Annotated in this window: 19 protein-coding genes; 2 read left to right on the forward strand and 17 right to left on the reverse strand. The window is 72.1% G+C overall.

Annotation, left to right across the window (positions count from 1 at the left end; translation table 11 throughout):
* Window positions 1–40: 40 nt before the first annotated feature.
* Both ACQ1X7_RS13490 and ACQ1X7_RS13495 read left to right on the forward strand, forming a co-directional pair.
* A complete protein-coding gene (locus ACQ1X7_RS13490) occupies window positions 41–706 on the forward strand; it encodes an LON peptidase substrate-binding domain-containing protein (RefSeq protein ID WP_432478715.1) in 666 nt (221 codons plus the stop codon).
* Between the two features lie 3 nt (window positions 707–709).
* Window positions 710–1,294, forward strand: coding sequence for an aminoacyl-tRNA deacylase (locus ACQ1X7_RS13495; protein ID WP_432478716.1), 585 nt, complete (start codon window positions 710–712; stop codon window positions 1,292–1,294).
* Between the two features lie 57 nt (window positions 1,295–1,351).
* Here the strand turns inward: ACQ1X7_RS13495 and ACQ1X7_RS13500 are convergent, their stop codons facing one another.
* From ACQ1X7_RS13500 to murG, 17 genes are all read right to left on the reverse strand, one after another.
* Window positions 1,352–2,953 (reverse strand): DUF3352 domain-containing protein, encoded by a 1,602-nt coding sequence (locus ACQ1X7_RS13500; RefSeq protein WP_432478717.1) that lies wholly within the window; start codon window positions 2,951–2,953, stop codon window positions 1,352–1,354.
* Between the two features lie 82 nt (window positions 2,954–3,035).
* Window positions 3,036–3,563 (reverse strand): hypothetical protein, encoded by a 528-nt coding sequence (locus ACQ1X7_RS13505; RefSeq protein WP_432478718.1) that lies wholly within the window; start codon window positions 3,561–3,563, stop codon window positions 3,036–3,038.
* Entirely contained in the window at window positions 3,560–7,099 is a 3,540-nt protein-coding gene (gene dnaE, locus ACQ1X7_RS13510) for a DNA polymerase III subunit alpha (RefSeq protein ID WP_432478719.1), read from the reverse strand. The genes ACQ1X7_RS13505 and dnaE overlap by 4 nt, the downstream gene beginning before the upstream one ends.
* Window positions 7,100–7,354: 255 nt before the next feature.
* Entirely contained in the window at window positions 7,355–7,738 is a 384-nt protein-coding gene (locus ACQ1X7_RS13515; RefSeq protein ID WP_432478720.1) for a nuclear transport factor 2 family protein, read from the reverse strand.
* Window positions 7,735–8,487, reverse strand: a complete 753-nt coding sequence (locus ACQ1X7_RS13520; protein ID WP_432478721.1) for a GNAT family N-acetyltransferase — start codon at window positions 8,485–8,487, stop codon at window positions 7,735–7,737. The genes ACQ1X7_RS13515 and ACQ1X7_RS13520 overlap by 4 nt, the downstream gene beginning before the upstream one ends.
* A 28-nt stretch (window positions 8,488–8,515) precedes the next feature.
* Window positions 8,516–9,451 carry an RluA family pseudouridine synthase gene (locus tag ACQ1X7_RS13525; protein ID WP_432478722.1) on the reverse strand — a complete coding sequence of 312 codons (936 nt, stop codon included), beginning with the start codon at window positions 9,449–9,451 and terminating at the stop codon, window positions 8,516–8,518.
* The gene (lspA, locus tag ACQ1X7_RS13530) at window positions 9,448–10,011 is read right to left on the reverse strand and encodes a signal peptidase II (protein WP_432478723.1); all 564 of its coding nucleotides are present in this window, start codon (window positions 10,009–10,011) and stop codon (window positions 9,448–9,450) included. Before lspA ends, ACQ1X7_RS13525 begins: the two co-directional genes overlap by 4 nt.
* Window positions 9,984–10,988 carry a TraR/DksA family transcriptional regulator gene (locus tag ACQ1X7_RS13535; protein ID WP_432478724.1) on the reverse strand — a complete coding sequence of 335 codons (1,005 nt, stop codon included), beginning with the start codon at window positions 10,986–10,988 and terminating at the stop codon, window positions 9,984–9,986. Before ACQ1X7_RS13535 ends, lspA begins: the two co-directional genes overlap by 28 nt.
* 177 nt (window positions 10,989–11,165) lie before the next feature.
* Window positions 11,166–11,933: a DivIVA domain-containing protein gene (locus ACQ1X7_RS13540; RefSeq protein WP_432478725.1), complete on the reverse strand. Its 768-nt coding sequence runs from the start codon at window positions 11,931–11,933 to the stop codon at window positions 11,166–11,168.
* 112 nt (window positions 11,934–12,045) lie between these two features.
* Entirely contained in the window at window positions 12,046–12,339 is a 294-nt protein-coding gene (locus ACQ1X7_RS13545; protein ID WP_432478726.1) for a YggT family protein, read from the reverse strand.
* A gap of 6 nt (window positions 12,340–12,345) precedes the next feature.
* Window positions 12,346–12,840 carry a cell division protein SepF gene (locus tag ACQ1X7_RS13550; RefSeq protein ID WP_432478727.1) on the reverse strand — a complete coding sequence of 165 codons (495 nt, stop codon included), beginning with the start codon at window positions 12,838–12,840 and terminating at the stop codon, window positions 12,346–12,348.
* A 58-nt stretch (window positions 12,841–12,898) separates the two neighbouring features.
* Complete coding sequence (locus ACQ1X7_RS13555) at window positions 12,899–13,597, reverse strand: YggS family pyridoxal phosphate-dependent enzyme (protein ID WP_432478728.1); 699 nt, start codon at window positions 13,595–13,597, stop codon at window positions 12,899–12,901.
* Window positions 13,594–14,307, reverse strand: coding sequence for a polyphenol oxidase family protein (locus tag ACQ1X7_RS13560; protein WP_432478729.1), 714 nt, complete (start codon window positions 14,305–14,307; stop codon window positions 13,594–13,596). Before ACQ1X7_RS13560 ends, ACQ1X7_RS13555 begins: the two co-directional genes overlap by 4 nt.
* A gap of 1 nt (window position 14,308) precedes the next feature.
* Complete coding sequence (gene ftsZ / locus ACQ1X7_RS13565; RefSeq protein WP_432478730.1) at window positions 14,309–15,523, reverse strand: cell division protein FtsZ; 1,215 nt, start codon at window positions 15,521–15,523, stop codon at window positions 14,309–14,311.
* A gap of 187 nt (window positions 15,524–15,710) precedes the next feature.
* Window positions 15,711–16,466: a cell division protein FtsQ/DivIB gene (locus tag ACQ1X7_RS13570; RefSeq protein ID WP_432478731.1), complete on the reverse strand. Its 756-nt coding sequence runs from the start codon at window positions 16,464–16,466 to the stop codon at window positions 15,711–15,713.
* Window positions 16,459–17,877: a UDP-N-acetylmuramate--L-alanine ligase gene (murC, locus tag ACQ1X7_RS13575; RefSeq protein WP_432478732.1), complete on the reverse strand. Its 1,419-nt coding sequence runs from the start codon at window positions 17,875–17,877 to the stop codon at window positions 16,459–16,461. Before murC ends, ACQ1X7_RS13570 begins: the two co-directional genes overlap by 8 nt.
* Window positions 17,874–18,953: an undecaprenyldiphospho-muramoylpentapeptide beta-N-acetylglucosaminyltransferase gene (murG, locus tag ACQ1X7_RS13580; RefSeq protein WP_432478733.1), complete on the reverse strand. Its 1,080-nt coding sequence runs from the start codon at window positions 18,951–18,953 to the stop codon at window positions 17,874–17,876. The genes murC and murG overlap by 4 nt, the downstream gene beginning before the upstream one ends.
* Window positions 18,954–18,956: the final 3 nt, after the last annotated feature.

The raw sequence follows: 18,956 nt of genomic DNA on the forward strand, positions 1-18,956 counted from the left end.
CTGCGCCACTCACGTGCGCCCCCGGCCTACAGTCGGGAGCATGAGCGAGACGCTGCCGATGTTCCCGCTCGGGACCGTGCTCTTCCCGGGCGTGAGCGTGCCCCTCCACGTCTTCGAGGACCGCTACCGGGCACTGGTCCACCACCTGCTGCGGGTGCCCGACCCCGTCGACCGGGTCTTCGGCTCGGTCGCGATCCGGGAGGGCTACGAGGTCGGCGACCACGGGAACCAGTCCCTCTACCGCGTCGGCTGCCGGATCCGGATGACCGAGGTCGAGGCCCACTCCGACGGCACCTTCGACCTGGTGGGGGTCGGCCTCGAGCGGATCGCCCTGGACCGGCTCGACACCACCGGTCCCTACCCGCTCGGGCACGTCACCACCCGACCCGACGCAACCCCCCCGGCGCTGGAGGAGGTGGTCGAGCGGGCGCGGGTGATGTTCACCGCCTACCGCTCGGCGCTCGCCCAGGTCCGCGGTGACCTGCTGCCGGACGAGCTCCCCGAGGACCCGACGTACCTCTCCTGGACGCTCGCTGCACTGACCCCGCTCCCCATGCCCGATCGGCAGGCGCTGCTGGAGGCCGAGGACGCCAACGAGCGGCTCCTGCTGGCCACCGACCTGCTGCGGGCCGAGCTGCGGGCGATGAACGTGATCCCCTCGCTCCCGGCCACCGAGGTGGCCCGGACCCGCTGGTCGCCGAACTAGCGGATGGCCCGCAAGCGCTCCGGCGGTACGCCGGCCACGGTCGCGCTCGACCGGGCCGGGGTCGACTACACGCTCCGCCCCTACGACCACGACCCGCGGGCCGCCTCGCGGTCCCTGAGGAGGTCGCGCAGCGACCGTCTCGAAGGGTACGGGACCGAGGCCGCAGCGGCGCTCGGTGTCGACCCGGCCCGCGTCTTCAAGACCCTGCTGGCGAGCCTGGACGGTCGGCTGGTCGTCGGGATCGTGCCGGTGTCCGGCCGGCTCGACCTCAAGGCGCTCGCCCGCGCGCTGGGCGGCAGCAAGGCGGTGATGGCCGACGTCGCGGCGGCGGAGCGGGCCACCGGCTACGTCGCCGGCGGCATCTCCCCGATGGGGCAGAAGCGGCCGCACCCGACGGTGCTCGACCGGTCGGCCCTCGACCACGCCACGATCCTGGTCTCCGGCGGCCGCCGGGGCCTCGACGTGGAGCTCGCGCCGGCCGACCTGGTCGCGATCACCGGGGCGATCGTCGACCAGGTCCGAGCCCAGCCGGGGCGGCGTGCCGCCACGGCGTGGGGCGAGGAGGTTGAGGGGCCGGGGCTGCCCTGAGCGGAGCCAGGGCAGCCCACCGGCCGTCTCGAACCGGACGGCTCTGACGGTCAGGCGTCAGTCGGTGGCCAGGCGGACCTGGCCGTGGCTGGTGCCGTCCTCCAGCCAGCCGCTGATGCCGAGGGCGGTGAGCGGCTCCAGGTTGTCGCCGACGGCGGGGTCCATGGCGGCCACCTCGTCGAGCCAGTTCCCGGCGTCGAAGTTGACGAAGAGGACGCTGTTGGCGCGGTCGGCCTCCGGCACGGCGGCCTGGAAGGTGTCGGTGTCGCCGAGCGAACCGCCCTCGGCGAGCGTGGAGCGGTAGTCGGGGCCGAGGCTCCACACGACGTCGTCGCCGGAGGTCTCGGTCTCGAACATCTCGGGCATGCCCGAGGACTGGCCGAGCTTGCCCATGACGTCCTCCACGCCCGCGGCGTCACCCCGCACCTTGACCCCGAGCGGGATGCCCGTGGGGTCACCGGAGTTCATCAGCGCCTCCATGTCCACGCCACCACCGAAGGCGACCACGAACTGCTCGCCCAGCAGGGTCTCGAGGTCCTCGGGCAGGGTCAGCCCGGTCTGCGCCTCGGCCTGGGCCAGGCCCTGCTCGATCTGCTCGGGCGGGATGCCGTAGGTGCCCAGCGCGTCGACCAGGGAGTCCGCCCAACCCTCAGGCAGCGCGGCGCCGTAGGCCACCGCGGTGTCGTCGGGCAGCGAGTCGACGAGCTCGAGGGTGGTGTCCTCGTCGATCGGCAGGATCATCGCGTTCTGCTCCGGCAGGTCGGCGGCGTACTCGACCTCGAGCGCGCCGTCGGCGAAACGGACCGTCGCGGCGGCGCCGCCGAAGTCCTCGAACATCTTGGTCATCTCGTCGGCGGCGCCGGGCGGCAGCTCGCCCATGGCGGGGTCCTGGGCCAGGTCGGAGCTCATCAGCTCGGAGATCACCTGTCCGGCGCCCGGGGCGGCGTACATGTTCATGACCCCGGGGTCTCCGACCTCGTCCATCCACCGCTGGTGGTCCGCGGAGTCGGCCAGCGTGGAGTCGGCGGCTGCGTCTGCGGCGCTGCGGGCGATCTCCTCGGTCTCGGCGTAGTAGGCCCAGTCGCCCTCGACGACGAACCCGCCGCCGTTGCCCTCGCCCTCGCAGTCGGCGAGCTTGGTGAGCCCGTCCTCCGCACCCGAGGCGTCGGTGACCTCCATGAGCCCGACCGGCGAGGGCTTCTCCTCGCCGGCGTCGACCGCGGCCAGCGCGAACGTCGCACCGATCCACGGCGCCACGTCGTCGTCGTAGCTGAGGCCGTCGCACTCGGCCGCCTCGAAGATCTTGCGCCGGATGTCGTCCTCGGCGTCGAGGCCGAGCTCCTTCTTGATGGCGGGGAACTTGTTGAGCATCCGCACCGCCTCGATCTTCTGGGAGCCGCTCGGGTCGAGGTCGACCGAGGCGTAGGCCAGCGTGTCGGACGGGAGCGCCTCGGCGGCCTGGGTGCCGCTGCCGAGGAAGCTCATGGCCGCCCAGGTTCCGGCGCCGGCGGCGGCGAGGAGCACCACGGCACCCCCGGCGATGAGCGCCGTACGGCGACCACCGCCGCCCGAGGACGACGGCGGGACCGGCTCGCCGCCACCCTGCTCGAGGTACTCGGGTCCGGTGGGCCCTCCGGGCGGCGGACTGGTGGTGCTCACGATGCTCCCCCTGGGTGAAGTGAAAGTTCCGAGAATGGATGGACGCCGGCCGGCGGTGGCCGGTTCCGTGCGTGCGGACAGCCTATCCGGCGGTCCCCACGGAATCCGGCTGTTCGGCAGGTTTGCGGGAGAGTCCGACGAACACGACGAACAGGCCCAGCAGGGCCCCGGTCGGGAAGGCGACGAGCGGGCTCCAGCCGGTGACGGTGAGGGTCCCGGGCAGCCGGGTCCCGTCGTCGGCGGAGCGGGCGAGAGTGGTCGGGTCGGCCGGCATGCCGATCGCGCCGACCTGGAGCATCACCCACCCGGCGAGCAGCGAGCCGCCGGCCACCAGCACCAGCGTGACCAGCTCGCGTCGGTCGGTGACCAGGGCGCCGATCAGCCCGGCCAGGAGCCCGGTGACGAGGGCGACCAGGACGTAGAGGCCGGTCGCCGAGAACGGCGAGGAGTTGGTGGCGGGGTACCAGACGCCGTCGAGGACGGTCCCCCGCATCGGCGTCCAGATCCAGCGCCAGACCAGACCGCCGACCACTCCGGCCAGCGCGAAGAGCAGCACGACGAGCACGACGTCGCGGACCAGTCCGCCTCCTGCGTGCCGGGCGCGCGTCACCCGCCGAGGCACCCGGGCCCCAGCAGCTGCTTGAGGTCGGCGAACAGGGCCGGGCTCGGCGTCACCCGATGGGTGTCGCCGATCCGCATCACCAGCGTCTTGTCGCGCATCATCACCTGGACGTGCACCTCGGTCATGCCGGGATGGGTGCGCAGCACGTCCTTGAGGTGGTCGACCGTCCCGGCGTTGACGCGGGTCTGAGGCAGCCTGACCACGACCGGGCCCGACGGGCCGTCGCTCAGGTCGGGGACGCTGACCTCCTGGCCGTGGATCTCGGGCTGGTCCTTGCTGCGGGACAGTCGTCCCTTGACGGTGATGATCGCGTCCTCGGCCAGCAGCGGGCTGGCCAGCTGGTAGGCGCTCGGGAACAGCAGGACGTCGATCGCGCCGTCGAGGTCCTCGACGGTGACCATCGCCCAGTTGTCGCCGCGCTTGGTGATCTTGCGCTGCACGGAGGTCACCAGTCCGGTGATGGTGATCGGCGACCCGTCGGCACGCTCCTCGTCGAGCATCAGCTGACCGACGGTGCAGTCGCTCCCGTTGGCGAGCAGGTGCTCCAGCCCCATCAGCGGGTGGTCGGACACGTAGAGCCCGAGCATCTCCCGCTCGTGGCCGAGCAGGGTCATCTTGTCCCACTCGTCGAGCTCGGGGATCGCCACCGAGATGCCCCAGCCGTTGCCACCGTCGTCGGCGTCGTCGAGGCCGGCGAACAGCGAGTCCTGGCCGATCGCCTCGTTCCGCTTGATGTCGACGTACTGGTCGACGGCGCTCTCGTGGACCGCGACCAGGGCCCGGCGGTGGTGCTTCATGTCGTCGAAGGCGCCCGCCTTGACCAGGGACTCGATGACCCGCTTGTTGCAGACCAGGGCCGGCACCTTGCCCATGAAGTCGTTGAAGTCGAGGTAGCGGCCCTGCTCGTCGCGCGCCGCCACGATCGCCGACACGACGTTGGCGCCCACGTTGCGGATCGCGGTCAGCCCGAACCGGATGTCGCTGCCGACGGGGGTGAACGTGGCCTGCGACTCGTTGACGTCGGGCGGGAGCACCTGGATCTTCATCCGACGGCACTCGTTGAGGTAGATCGCCATCTTGTCCTTGTCGTCGCGCACGGACGTCAGGAGCGCCGCCATGTACTCGGCGGGGTAGTTGGCCTTGAGGTAGGCCGTCCAGTAGGACACCATCCCGTAGGCCGCCGAGTGCGCCTTGTTGAAGGCGTAGTCGGAGAACGGCAGCAGGATGTCCCAGAGCGTCTTGACGGCGTGAGCGGAGTAGCCGCGCTCGGCCATGCCGGCCGAGAAGCCCTCGAACTGCTTGTCCAGCTCCTCCTTCTTCTTCTTGCCCATCGCCCGGCGCAGGATGTCTGCTTCACCGAGGCTGTAGCCCGCCAGCTTCTGGGCGATCGCCATGACCTGCTCCTGGTAGACGATCAGGCCGAAGGTCTCCCCCAGGATCTCCTCGAGCGGCTCGGCCAGCTCGGGGTGGATCGCCTCGACCGGCTCGCGGCCGGTCTTGCGGCGGGCGTACTTGTTGTGGGAGTCGGCGCCCATCGGGCCGGGCCGGTAGAGGGCGCCGACCGCCGAGATGTCCTCGAAGTTGTCGGGCCGCATCGACCGGAGCAGGGCCCGCATCGGGCCGCCGTCGAGCTGGAAGACGCCGAGGGTGTCGCCGCGCTGCAGCAGGGCGTACGTCGCCGGGTCGGTGAGGTCGAGCTCCTCGAGGACCACGGACTCGCCGCGGTTGGCCTCGATGTTGCGGATCGCGTCGTCGAGGACGGTGAGGTTGCGCAACCCCAGGAAGTCCATCTTGATCAGACCGAGCCGCTCGCAGGTCGGGTAGTCGAACTGCGTGATGATGGCGCCGTCCTGGGGCCGCTTCATCAGCGGGATGACGTCGAGCAGCGGCGCCTTCGACATGATCACGCCGGCCGCGTGGACGCCCCACTGCCGCTTGAGGCCCTCGATGCCGATGGCGGTGTCGACGACCGACCGGACGTCGTTGTCGCCGTCGTAGAGGGCTCGGAACTCCCCACCCTCGCCGAAGCGCTTGTGGTCGGCGTTGAAGAGCTCCTTGAGCGGGACGTCCTTGCCCATCACCGCCGGCGGCATCGCCTTGGTGATCCGGTCACCCATCGCGAACGGGTAGCCGAGGATCCGGGAGGAGTCCTTGACGGCCTGCTTGGCCTTGATCGTGCCGTAGGTGACGATGTAGGAGACCCGGTCGTCGCCGTACTTGTCGGTGACGTACTTGATCACCTCGCCGCGCCGGCGCTCGTCGAAGTCGATGTCGAAGTCGGGCATCGAGACGCGGTCGGGGTTGAGGAACCGCTCGAAGATGAGTCCGTGCTTCAACGGGTCGAGGTCGGTGATCCGCATCGCGTAGGCCACCATCGAACCGGCTCCGGACCCGCGGCCGGGACCGACGCGGATGCCGTTGTCCTTGGCCCAGTTGATGAAGTCGGCCACCACCAGGAAGTAGCCGGGGAAGCCCATCTGGGTGATCACGCCGATCTCGAACTCCGCCTGGGTGCGGACCTCGTCGGGGACGCCGCCCGGGTAGCGGGCGTGCAGCCCCCGCTCGACCTCCTTGACCAGCCACGAGGTCTCGTCCTCACCCTCGGGCACCGGGAACTGCGGCATGTAGGTGCCGTTGCCCTCGGTGAAGGAGACGTCGCACCGCTCGGCGATCAGCAGGGTGTTGTCGCAGGCCTCCGGGAAGTCCTTCCAGAGCTCGCGCATCTCGGCGGCGGACTTGATGTAGTAGCCGTCGCCGTCGAACCGGAACCGCTTGGGGTCGCTCATCACGCTGCCGGAGGAGACGCACAGCAGGTGCTCCTGGGACGGCGCGTCCTCGCGCAGCACGTAGTGGGAGTCGTTGGTGACGATCGGCGGGATGCCGAGGTCCTTGCTCAGCCGGAGCAGGTCGTCGCGGACCCGGCGCTCGATGGAGAGGCCGTGGTCCATCAGCTCGAGGAAGTAGTTGTCCTTCCCGAGGATGTCCTGGAACTCGGCGGCCGCCTGGCGGGCCTTCGCGTAGTCGCCGATCCGCAGCCAGGTCTGCACCTCGCCCGAGGGGCACCCGGTGGTCGCGATCAGGCCGCGCGCGTAGTCGGAGAGCAGCTCGCGGTCGGCCCGCGGCTGGTAGAAGAAGCCCTCCATGCTGGCCCGGCTGCTGAGGCGGAACAGGTTGTGCATGCCCTCGGTGGTCTCCGAGAGCAGCGTCATGTGGGTGTAGGAGCCGGACCCGGAGACGTCGTCACCTCCCCCGTCGTTCCACCGCACACGCTTCTTCTCGTAGCGGGAGGTGTTGGGGGTGAAGTAGGCCTCCATCCCGATGATCGGCTTCACGCCGTGCGCCCGGGCCTTGGACCAGAACTCGTAGGCGCCGAACACGTTGCCGTGGTCGGTCATGGCGATGGCGTCCATGCCGAGCTCGGCGGTGCGGGTGAACAGGTCGTCGAGGCGGGCCGCCCCGTCCAGCATGGAGTACTCGGTGTGGACGTGGAGATGGGCGAAGGAGTCTCGGTGAGATCCGGCCATGGGTGCTCGGAGCACTCCCCTCATCATGGGCCTCGGGTGGGGCGGACGGGCACGCTGCAGTGACGCCGGCAGGGCGTCAGGGGTGGAGCTCGGGGAAGACCTGAAGCCTACGGCAGGCGTCCCGACGATGGTGGCAGGACGCACCGACAGCCGGTGCCGCGAGGAGGGTTGACGCACGGGCTCCGCCGGCTCCTTCACGACACCGAGGGCAACCTGATGGGGCTGTGGGAGAGTGCCGACGCCTGACCGGCGCGCTCACGAGTCAGTGGAGGCGAGTCGAGGTCCGGCGTGCCCGCCCAGGCAGCGCCAGCCGTCGGCGGTGCGTGTCCACACCTGGGTCATCGGCATCCGGAAGGTCGCCGGCCCGTCGGCACCGTCGACCACGTCGGTGACCGAGGTCCGCAGCACGGCTGTGTCGCCCACGACCGTCACGGTGGGTCCACCGAGCCGCTGGGCCCGCCAGCGCGTGGTCCCGTCGGTGTTGCGGGCGACGTACGCCGCTCGGTCGTGGCTCTCCCCGGTGTGGGCGACCCACACGAACTCCGGGTGCAGCAGCCCGCGCAGGCGGTCGGCGTCACCCACGGCCAGCGCGTCGGCCCGGGCCTGCGCTGCGGCGACCACCTCGTCGGCAGCAGTCACCCGACGTCGTCCGTGCGGTCGGTGGCCGTCGGTGCCCCCGGTCCCTCCGACACGACGGCGTCGAGGGACTCGGTGATGATCGCGTGCACGATCCGGGCCACCCGGTCCTCGCCGAGCTCCGGCGCACGCTGCGCCAGCCGGGCGGCGATCTCCCGCTCGCGCTCGGGATCCCTTCCCCGGCCGGTCTTGAGCGGCTGCACCTCCCGGGTGAGGGCCACCCGGCGGGCGAGCAGGTCACCGACCTGGTCGTCGACGTCGTCGATCAGGTGCCGCAGGTAGGTCAGCGGGTCGCGGCCCGGCCAGGCCATCCGGACGTCCGGTGAGTGCTCGGCGTTGGTGGAGCCGTCGGTGCGCTCGAGCTCGACGAGGCCGTGGCGGCGGTAGAATCGACGCGCGCCGGCGTTGCTCTCGAAGGCCCACAGGCAGAAGCCGTCGGGGAGCTCGGACTTGACCACGTCGAGCAGCACCCTCCCCACACCGAGGCCGGTCTCGCCGGGGGCCAGGAACAGGTCGTCGAGCCACTCGCCGGTCACCACCGCGTAGCCGACGACGCGCCCGTCCCGCTCCGCGACCCAGCCGGTGCTCCCGGCCTCCAGCCGGCCCGTCATCCAGCGGTGCGTGGTCGCCCGGTCGTGCACCATCGCCGGCATGCTGCCGACGTTCGCTGCTCGCGAGTCGACGTGGACGTCGGCCATGGCCGGTGCGTCGGCGAGCGTGGCCGGCCGCACCAGCACCGCGTCGCTGGGCATCCGTCGAGACCCTCCGTCCGATCGTTCCTCAGTCGCCGTCCCGGATGACGTCGAGCGCGTGCTGCAGGTCGGCAGGGTACGGCGACTCGTACTCGACCGGCTCCCCGGTGTCGGGGTGCTCGAACCCGAGCCGGACCGCGTGCAGCCACTGCCTGGTCAGCCCGACCCGGCCTGCGAGCACCGGGTCGGCGCCGTAGGTCAGGTCGCCCAGGCAGGGGTGCTTGAGCGCCTGCATGTGCACCCGGATCTGGTGGGTGCGTCCGGTCTCGAGGTGGATCTCCAGCAGGCTGGCGAACCGGTGGGCCTCGAGGGTCTCGTAGTGGGTCACGCTGTGCCGCCCGTCGCCCATGACCGCGAACCTGTAGTCGTGGCGCGGGTGCCGTCCGATCGGCGCGTCGATGGTGCCCTCGAGCGGGTCGGGGTGGCCCTGCACCAGGGCGTGGTAGACCTTGTCGACGGTCCGTCGGCGAAAGGCGTTCTTGAGCACCGAGTAGGCGTGCTCGGACTTGCAGATCACCATCACGCCCGAGGTACCGACGTCGAGCCGCTGGACGATGCCCTGGCGCTCCGAGGCGCCGCTGGTCGCGATCCGGAACCCGGCCGCGGCCAGGTGGCCGACGACTGTGGGTCCGCTCCACCCGGGCGAGGGGTGGACGGCGACGCCGACGGGCTTGTCGATGACCACGATCGAGGCGTCGTCGTGGATGATGCCGATGCCCTCGACGATCTCGGGCACCACCTCGAGCGGGTCGGTCCGCACCGGGATGCTGACCTCGAGCAGCGCGCCCGGCTCGACCCGGTGGCTCTTGGCCACCTCGTGGCCGTCGAGCAGGACGTGCCCGTCCGCGACCAGCTCTGCGGCACGGGTCCGCGACAGCCCGAACAGTCGGGCGAGCGCCGCGTCGACCCGCTCGCCGTCGAGGCCCTCGGGGACCGACAGGGTGCGGTGGTCGGCCTGGGTCACCGCGTCGGCGCCTTCTCCCGGCTCCCGTCGACCGAGACGCCACGGACGGCCTGCAGCACGATCAGGCCTGCGGCCAGGTTGATGCAGATGTCGGCCACGTTGAACACCGGCCAGTGGGGCACCATGAACAGGTCGACCACGTGGCCGCGCATCGGGCCCGGCTCCCGGAACAGCCGGTCGGTGAGGTTGCCGGCGACGCCGCCCAGCAGCAGTCCGAGCGCCACTCCCCACAGCGGACTCCCGACCCGGCGGGCCACCACCAGCACCACGCAGATCGCCGTGATGGCCAGGCAGCTGAGCGCGACCGTGAAGTCGGTCCCGAGGCTGAACGCCGCCCCGGGGTTGAAGGTGAGGTGGAGCACGAACCAGTCGCCGAGCACCGGGACGTCGCCGTCGGCGAGCCGGGACACGGCGAGCTGCTTGGAGATCAGGTCGACGCCGTACGCCAGCAGGGCCACACCGGCGAGCAGGACCTTGGGGCGCGACGAACCCGTGCGGGGTCGGCTCGGGCCGGGGCGGGTCTCGTCGTCGCTCAGCGACGCTCCTCGCGCTGCTTGCATGTCATGCACAGTGTCGCACGGGGGAACGCCATGACCCTCATCTTGCCGATGGGGTTCCCGCAGGACTCGCAGATGCCGTAGGTGCCGTCCTCGATCCGGGCCAGGGCGCGGTCGATCTGGGCCAGCTTCTCGCGCTCGTTGTTGACCACGGTGAGCTCGTGGTCGCGCTCGAAGCTGGTGGCGCCCATGTCGGCCTGGTCGTGTCCGGCGCCGTCTCCCGCGTCGCGCATCAGCCCGGCCAGCTCCTCCTCCTGGGCGACCAGGGTGGCGGCGACCTTCTCGCGGTGCTCGGTCAGCTCGGCGAGCACCTCCTTGATCTCCGCCTTGGTCCAGGCGCTCTCACCCTCCTTGACCGCCAGCGCCTTCCGCGGCCCCGCGGCGCTTGTGGCCGCCTTCTTCGGAGCCGCCTTCTTCGGAGCGGCCTTCGTGGCCGTATTCTTCGCCGCCGTCTTGGTGGCCTTCCCCGTGACCGTCTGCTGGACCGGAGCCGCCTTGGCCGAGGTCCGCTTCGCCGAGGCCTTGGCCGCGGACTTCTTGGCGGGCGCCTTCTTCGCGGGTGCCTTCTTCGCCGCGGTCTTCGTGGCCGGCGTCTTCTTGGCGGCGGTCTTCGTGGCCGGCGCCTTCTTGGCGGCGGTCTTCGTGGCCGGCGCCTTCTTGGCGGCGGTCTTCGTGGCCGGCGTCTTCTTCGCGGCGGTCTTCGTGGCCGGCGTCTTCTTCGCGGCGGCCTTCGTGGCCGGCGCCTTCTTCGCGGCAGCCTTCGTGGCCGGCGCCTTCTTCGCCGCGGTCTTCTTCGCCGGCGCCTTCTTCGCGACGGTCTTCTTCGTCGGGCTCTTCTTGGCCGCACTCTTCTTCGCGGCGGTCGTGGTGGCCCCGGCCTTCGTCGCGGCGGCCCGCGTGGGCGCCGGCTTGCGCCGGACCGCCTTGCGTGCCGCGGAGACGGCGGATCCGGCGAGCGACTTCCTGCTGCTACGAGCCATGGGTGGGGGCCTCCTCGTCCCGGATGACGCGTGGCGGCCTGCCACCGTGTCGGCGGAAGGCTAGCCCGCGAGTATCCGCCCTTCAAGCAGCCGCGCGCCACACCCGAGACGACCGACGGCCCGGCTCACCCCTGAGGGTGATGCCGGGCCGTCGGGTTCGTCCGTGGGAGGCCGGGGTCAGCCGTCCTCCTCGCCGAGGATCGAGCGGAGCCGCTTGGGAGCCGGATCACCCTGCGCGCCCGGCGACGGCGTGTCGTGGGGCGTCTCGAGGGACTCGAGCTGCTGGGTGAAGTAGGACTTGAGCCGGGCGCGGTACTCGCGCTCGAACGAGCGCAGGTTCTCGACCTCGCCGTTGAGCTTGTCGCGCTCCTTCTCGAGCTCACCGAACAGCTGCTGGCGCCGCTCGGCCGTCTCGGAGTCCAGGAGCTCTGCACGGCGACGGGCGTCGGCCTCCAGCCGGTCGGCCCGCCCCTTGGACTCGGCGTCGAGGCGCTCGGACTTGGTGCGGGCCTCGCCGACGATCCGGTCGGCCTCGTTCTTCGCCTCGTTCACCAGCTCGTCGGCGTTGCGCGTCGCGATCTCCAGCAGTCGGGCCGCCGCGTTTGAGGCCTCGGGCACCGTCTCGACGCGCAGCGTCTCGACCGACGACGACGCCGCCGCGGCCACCGGCTCCGGCGTGGGCACCGGCTGAGGCTCGGGTTCCGGCTCGGGCTCCGGCTCGGGCTCCGGCTGCTTCTGCTCGACCGGCGGCGGCTCGTAGGCCACAGGGGCGCCCGACTGGGCGGCCGACAGCTTCGACCTCAGGTCGTCGTTCTCCTGGGTCAGCCGCGCGAGCTCGGCCTCGACCTCGTCGAGGAACTGGTCGACCTCCCCCATGTCGTAGCCCTCACGGAGGCGGACGGGAGTAAAGCGCTTGTTGCTCACGTCCTCAGGCGTCAGCGGCATGACCTCACCCATTCATTCGTCGGCAACTGAAAAAGTCTGTCGAAGCGACACAATAGCGCCTGTTCCGTGGCACTGGACCGGGTTGGTCCCCCGGACACGCCCGGCACTCCAGTCACAGGATGAACACCCGCTCCACGACGGTCCGCAGCAGGTACGCCGAGATGATCACGATCAGGAAGCTGAGGTCGAGGGCGATCTGCCCCAGCCGCAGCGGCGGGATGACGCGACGCAGTGCCTTGATCGGCGGGTCGGTGATCGAGTACACGATCTCGAGCACCACGAGCAGGGGCCCGGACGGTGTCCAGGAGCGGGCGAACACCTGGACCCAGTCGACGATGAACCGGATCCAGAGCAGCCAGATGAACGCTGTGAGGAGTCCGTAGAGGACCTCCCCGAAGACCGCCACTGCGGGTCAGCTCTGGTTGAAGAAGCCGCCCTCGGCGAGGCGCTGCTTGTCCTCGGCAGCGACGGTCACGTTGGGCGGGGACAGCAGGAACACCTTGTTGGTCACGCGCTCGATGCTGCCACGCGAGGCAAACACCAGACCCGCCGCGAAGTCGACGAGCCGCTTGGCGTCGGTGTCGTCCATCTCGGACAGGTTCATGATGACCGGCGTGCCCTCGCGGAAGTTCTCCCCCACGGTGCGGGCCTCGTTGTAGGTACGCGGGTGGAGGGTGGTGATGCGTGACAACTCGGCGACGACTCCTTGCGGGCCCGAGGCCGGGCGACGGCGCTCGGAGAGATCGGACACGGGGGCGGGGTTGGACTCGCGGACCTGCGGGCTGCGCCCGCCGACGACGACCGGCGTGTCGGCGGTCTCGTAGTCGCTGTCGTAGTCGTCGTCGTACCGGCCGGTGTCCTCGAGCAGGCCGAGGTACTCGCCGATCCTGCGCATCGCGCCGCTCATGACGTTGTCTTCCTCCGGGTTCCCGGCACCCGCGAGGGCGCCGTTGGTGGTGTCGACACTACTTGTCCCCCGGCCTCGGGCCGAGGATTGCCGAGCCGACGCGGACGTGTGTCGCGCCGACTCGGACGGCCGCCTCCAGGTCGCCGGACATGCCGGCAGAGAGGGCGGTCGCGTCGGGGTGGGTCTCGACGAAGTCGCGCCGGATCGAGGCCAGCCGACCGAACGCGGCGTCGGGGTCCTCGCCGAGGGGCGCAACGGCCATCAGGCCGCGCAGTCGCAGCGCGCCGGACCCGACCACGGCGGCGGCCAGCTCGTCGAGGTCGCCGGGGTCGGCGCCGGAGCGGCCGGCGCCCCCGGGCGGGTCGAGGCTGACCTGCAGCAGCACGTCGAGGTCACGGCCGCGGTCGTGGGCGCCGCGCTGCAGACCGTGCACCAGCTTCGGACGGTCGACCGACTCGACGACGTCGGCGTACGAGGCGACTGCCGCGGCCTTGTTGCTCTGGAGGCCGCCCACGAAGTGCCACGTCAGGCCGAGGTCGGCGCACTCGGCCACTTTGTCGACCGCCTCCTGGTGACGGTTCTCGCCGACGTGGGTGACGCCGAGGTCGGCCAGCGCCCGGACGTCTGCGGGCGGGAAGAACTTGGTCACGACGACCAGGGTGACCTCACCGGGGTCGCGGTCGGCGGCGTCGCACGCGGCCTCGATGCGGGAGCGCACCCGCGAGAGCCCGCCGCGGATCTCGTCGACGCGGCTCACGACCCGGCCTCCGGGGCAGGTGGGTGCATCCAGACGATCCCGGCGAACCGGGACGCCGCGTCCCCGTCGCGCCGGTACGACGGCCACGCGGGGTCCTCACGGGTGCACACACCGACCTCGTGGACCTCGTCGACGCCGGCGCCCGCGAGCTGGGCGCGCACCCCCGCGCCGAGGTCGAGGGCGGGGGTGCCCCAGCTGGTCGTCGACCGCGCCTCGGGGACGAGGGCCGCGACCTCGTCGCGCATCGCGGCCGGCACCTCGTAGCAGGCACCGCACACGTGGGGGCCCAGCCAGGCGGTGATCCGCCGCGCGCCGAGGTCCTGCATCCGCGCGACTGCCGCCGGGACCACCCCTGCCGCGAGACCCGGTCGCCCCGAGTGGACGGCCGCCGCGACCCCCGCCCCCGCGTCACCGAGAAGGACGGGCACACAGTCGGCCGCCCGCGCGAGCAGCCCCACGCCGGCGTGGGCGGTCACGAGCGCGTCGCACGTGGGCGGGTCGCCCGAGGGGAGGTCGTCGACGACCTCGACGTCGGCGCCGTGGACCTGCCGCATGATCACGGGCGCGGCTCCGGTCTCGGCCCCGACGGTCGCCAGCGCGGCGTCGCGCACCGCGCGGTCGGCGCGGTCGCCGACATCGAGGGAGGAGCCGGTGAAGGCGACCTCGATCACGAGGTCGCCTTCGAGCCGGTCGCGCAGGAGCAGCGTCACGTCACTTCAGGAAGTCGGGCACGTCCAGGTCGTCGTCGTCGAACTGGACCTGCCGGGGCTGGGGCTTGGGCGCAGCCGGCTGTGCCTGCTGCGGTGCCCTCGCGGGCTGGTCGGGAGCAGGCGGCTCCGGCTGCGCCGGGGCGGCCTGCTGGGTCGGCCGCGGTCGGCTGGAGGCCAGCGCCTCGGCCGCGTTGCGGGTCTCGGCCTGGGTCTGCTGCGGCTTGCTCGACGCACCGCGCAGCACCGTGCCCTCGTTGCGCCGCTTGGGCATGCCGCCGTCGAAGCCGGCGGCGATCACGGTGACCCGTACCTCGTCGCCGAGCGCGTCGTCGATGGTCGCGCCGAAGATGATGTTGGCCTCGTTGTGGGCCGCCTCCGACACCAGCGCCGCCGCCTCGTTGATCTCGAACAGTCCGAGGTCGGAGCCGCCCGCGATCGAGAGCAGCACGCCGTGGGCGCCCTCGATGCTGGCCTCGAGGAGCGGCGAGGAGACCGCCATCTCGGCCGCGGCCACGGCGCGGTCCTCGCCCCGGGCCGACCCGATCCCCATCAGGGCGGAGCCGGCATTGGCCATCACCGACTTCACGTCGGCGAAGTCGAGGTTGATCAGGCCGGGAGTGGTGATCAGGTCGGTGATGCCGGAGACGCCCTGCAGCAGCACCTGGTCGGCCTGCTTGAACGCGTCGAGCACGGACACGTTCCGGTCGCTGATCGACAGCAGCCGGTCGTTGGGGATCACGATGAGGGTGTCGACCTCCTCGCGGAGCTGGGAGATCCCCTCCTCCGCGGAGTTGGCGCGACGCCGGCCCTCGAAGGCGAACGGGCGGGTCACCACACCGATCGTGAGGGCGCCGAGCGAGCGAGCGATCCGCGCGACGACCGGGGCGCCGCCGGTGCCGGTGCCGCCTCCCTCGCCGGCGGTGACGAAGACCATGTCGGCCCCCTTGATGACCTCCTCGATCTCGTCGGAGTGGTCCTCGGCGGCCTTGGTGCCGACCTCGGGGTTGGCGCCGGCGCCGAGGCCACGGGTGAGCTCCCGGCCGATGTCGAGCTTGACGTCGGCGTCACTCATGAGCAGCGCCTGCGCGTCGGTGTTGATCGCGATGAACTCGACGCCCTTGAGTCCGACCTCGATCATCCGGTTGACGGCGTTGACGCCGCCGCCGCCGATGCCGACGACCTTGATGATCGCCAGGTAGTTCTGTGCTGCTGCCATGGCTGCTGGGCCCTCTCCCTGATGGCTGGTGTGGAGCTGTCCTTGAGTCCGGTCCGGCCGGCGAACTGTAACCCTGAGCCTGAGGGTTATAGTTATGTCAACCTCGCGTTGCAGAAGAACCTAGGAACCGACACGAGCGCGATGGCGCAGACACGCCGGGCGCCGGGTCGAATTCGGCGGATTTCCGTCAGCGCCGGACGGTCGGTTGCCCGGGCACGCTGACGTCGTACGTCGACCCGGGCTGCTCGAGCAGCGCGGTCAGCACCTCGGCCTTGGCCTCGGACTCCTCGGCGCTCCCCCACAGCACGGTCCGGCCGTCGCGCAGCTCCAGCGTGATCTGGTCGACGGTCATGACCTCGACGTGGTCGACGCGTCGGGTCAGCTCGGCGGGCAGCGCCGAGACCACCCGGGCCGACTCGAGCAGCGCGTCGCGCCCGGTGTCGAGCGGGGTCTCGACCCTGGGCAGCCCCTCGGGCGCCGAGCGGTAGTCGCGGAACACCACGCCCTCGACGTCGAGGCCACGCAGCCGGCCACCGATCTCGACGACGGCGACCGGAATCCGCTCCTCGACCGAGATCGTCACCGTGTCGGGCCAGGTGCGGGTCACCTCGGCGCTCCGGATGTCGGCCAGGGCCTGGACCCGCGCCTGCACCGTTGCGAGGTCGACCCGGGCGAGCGGCTCCCCCTCCGCCACGTCGGCCGCCGCGAGGACCTCGGCGTCGCCGAGCCGCTCGGCCCCCGACACCTCGACGCTGCGGACCGAGAGGTAGGAGGAGAACCAGAACAGCCACACCGTCCCGACCAGCAGGCCGACGAGCAGCAGCCCGAGCAGCAGGTACTTCCAGGTGAGCCATCGCCGCGACCACTGCCGCCGCGCGAACGCCCGGCGGCTGCGGACGGACGTGGCGTCGACCGCCGGCCGGTCCTCGACCCGGCTAGGCATCGGCCCGCTCCAGCAGCTCGAGGACCCGGGGCCCGAGCTCGGTCACGTCGCCCGCCCCGAGGGTGAGGACCAGGTCGCCGGGCCGGGCCATCCCGGCCAGCAACGCCGGCACGGCGTCGCGGTCGGACGCGTGGTGGACCCGCCCCTCCGGCAGCGGGACGGAGTCGGCGACGAGCCGACCGGTGACCGCCGGGTCGAAGTCCTCACGCGCGAGGTAGACGTCGAGCACGACCACCTCGTCGGCCGCACCGAGTTCGCGGCCCATCTCGGGTCCGAAGATGCGCGTGCGGGAGACCAGGTGCGGCTGGAAGGCGACCAGCAACCGACCCTCCCCCGCGACCGCCCGCGCGGCCTGCAGGTCGCCGGCGATCTCCCGGGGATGGTGGGCATAGCTGTCGTAGACCCGGACGCCGCCGGCCTCACCCTTGCGCTCCATCCGGCGCTGGGTCCCGGTGAACGACTCGAGGCCGCGCCGCAGGGCGTCGAAGTCGTGCCCCAGCCGCAGCCCGACCGCCAGGGCAGCGGCGGCGTCGACGACGTAGTGGCGGCCGGGGATCTGCAAGGTCACCCGGCCCAGCTCGGTGCCGTCGTCGACGACCGTGAACGACGAGGAGGTGCCCTCGAAGGCCAGGTCGGTCACCCGCAGGTCGGCGGCGGGGGCCTCACCGACGGCGACCACCGTGAGGCCGCGCCCGCCTGCGGTGCGGGCGAGGTCGGCCGCGCCGGGGTCGTCGACGCAGCAGACCAGGAAGCCCGCCGGGTCGATCCGGTCGAGGAAGTCGACGAAGGCCGCGCGGTAGGCCTCCTCGCTCCCCCACTGGTCGAGGTGGTCGGCGGCGACGTTGGTGACCAGCGCGGCGTGGGGACGGTAGACGAGGAAGGCGCCGTCGCTCTCGTCGGCCTCCGCGACGAACAGGTCGCCGCTGCCGGCCTCGGCGTTGTGGCCGGTCGCGGACAGCACCCCGCCGACGGCGTACGTCGGGTCGCCTCCGGTCTCGAGCAGAGCGACGGTCAGCAGTGACGTGGTGGTGGTCTTGCCGTGGGTGCCGGCGACCGCCAGCACGCGCGCGCCGTGCATGACCGCGGCCAGGCCCGCCGACCGCGGCAGCAGGCGCAGCCCGCGCTCCCGGGCCGCGAGCACCTCCGGGTTGTCGTCGCGGGCGGCCGTGGTGACCACGACGGTCTCGGCCTCGCCGACGTGGGCGGCGTCGTAGCCGAGGTGGACCGTGACGCCCAGCTCGCGCAGCGACGGCAGGAAGGGCGTGTCGTGGTCGTCGCTCCCGGTCACCGGCACCCCTCGGGCGGCCATGATCCGGGCGATGCCCGACAGGGCCGCCCCGCCGATGCCGACGAAGTGGACCCGGCCGAGGCGGTCGGCGGGCAGCAGCTCGTCGGGGACGGGGATCCTCATCGGGCACCCCCGCCCGTCGCCAGCACGATGCGCGCCAGCTGCTCGTCGGCGTCACGCGGGATCAGCGCCGAGGCGGCGGCGCCCATGGCGGCCAGGCGCTCCGGGTCGGTCGCCAGGCCGGGCAGGCTGCCCGACGCCCACTCGGGGGTGAGCGCCTCGTCGGCCACGAGCAGCCCGCCGCCCGCGTCGACGACCGGCCGGGCGTTGTGCTCCTGCTCGCCGTTGCCGATCGGCAGCGGCACGAACACGGCCGGCAGGCCGACCGCGGCGGCCTCGGTGACGCTCGACGCACCGGCCCGGCAGACCACGAGGTCGGCGGCGGCGTAGGCAAGGTCCATCCGGTCGACGAACGGGACCGTGACGTAGGGGACGCCGGTGGGCTCGGGTGCGGCCTCGCCCTGCGGGCCGACCACGTGGAGCACCTGGACGCCCGCCTCCCCCAGCGCGACCGCCGCTCCCGACACCGACTGGTTGAGCCGGCGGGCGCCCTGCGAACCGCCCGTCACCAGCAGCGTGGGCCGGTCGGGGTCGAGGCCGAAGTGGGCCCGGGCCTCGTCACGCACGGCGGCCCGGTCGAGGGTGGAGATCATCCGGCGGACCGGCAGGCCGACGTACTCGGCCCGCGGCAGCGGCGTCGCCGGGAAGCTGACCGCCACGCGGCGGGCGACCCGGGCGCCGGCCTTGTTGGCGATGCCGGGGAGCGCGTTCTGCTCGTGGACCACGAGCGGCAGCTTGCGCCGACGCGCCGCCAGGTAGGCCGGCATCGAGACGTAGCCGCCGTAGCCGACCAGGACGTCGGGCCGGACCCGGTCGATCACCCCCTCGGTCGCGCGTACGGCGCCGCGCAGCCGGCCGGGGACCTTGAGCAGGTCGAGGCCGGGACGGCGCGGCAGCGGCACGGGCGGGATCAGCTCGAGCGGGTACCCGGCCTCCGGGACCACCCGGGTCTCCAGGCCCCGTGGGGTGCCGAGGCAGGTCACCTCGACGTCGGGGTCGAGCCGGCGGAGGGCGTCGGCGGTCGCGATCAGGGGCGAGGTGTGTCCGGCGGTGCCACCGCCGGCGAGCAGGACGCGCATGTC

Source organism: Nocardioides sp. GXQ0305 (assembly GCF_050880345.1).
Classification (GTDB): domain Bacteria; phylum Actinomycetota; class Actinomycetes; order Propionibacteriales; family Nocardioidaceae; genus Nocardioides.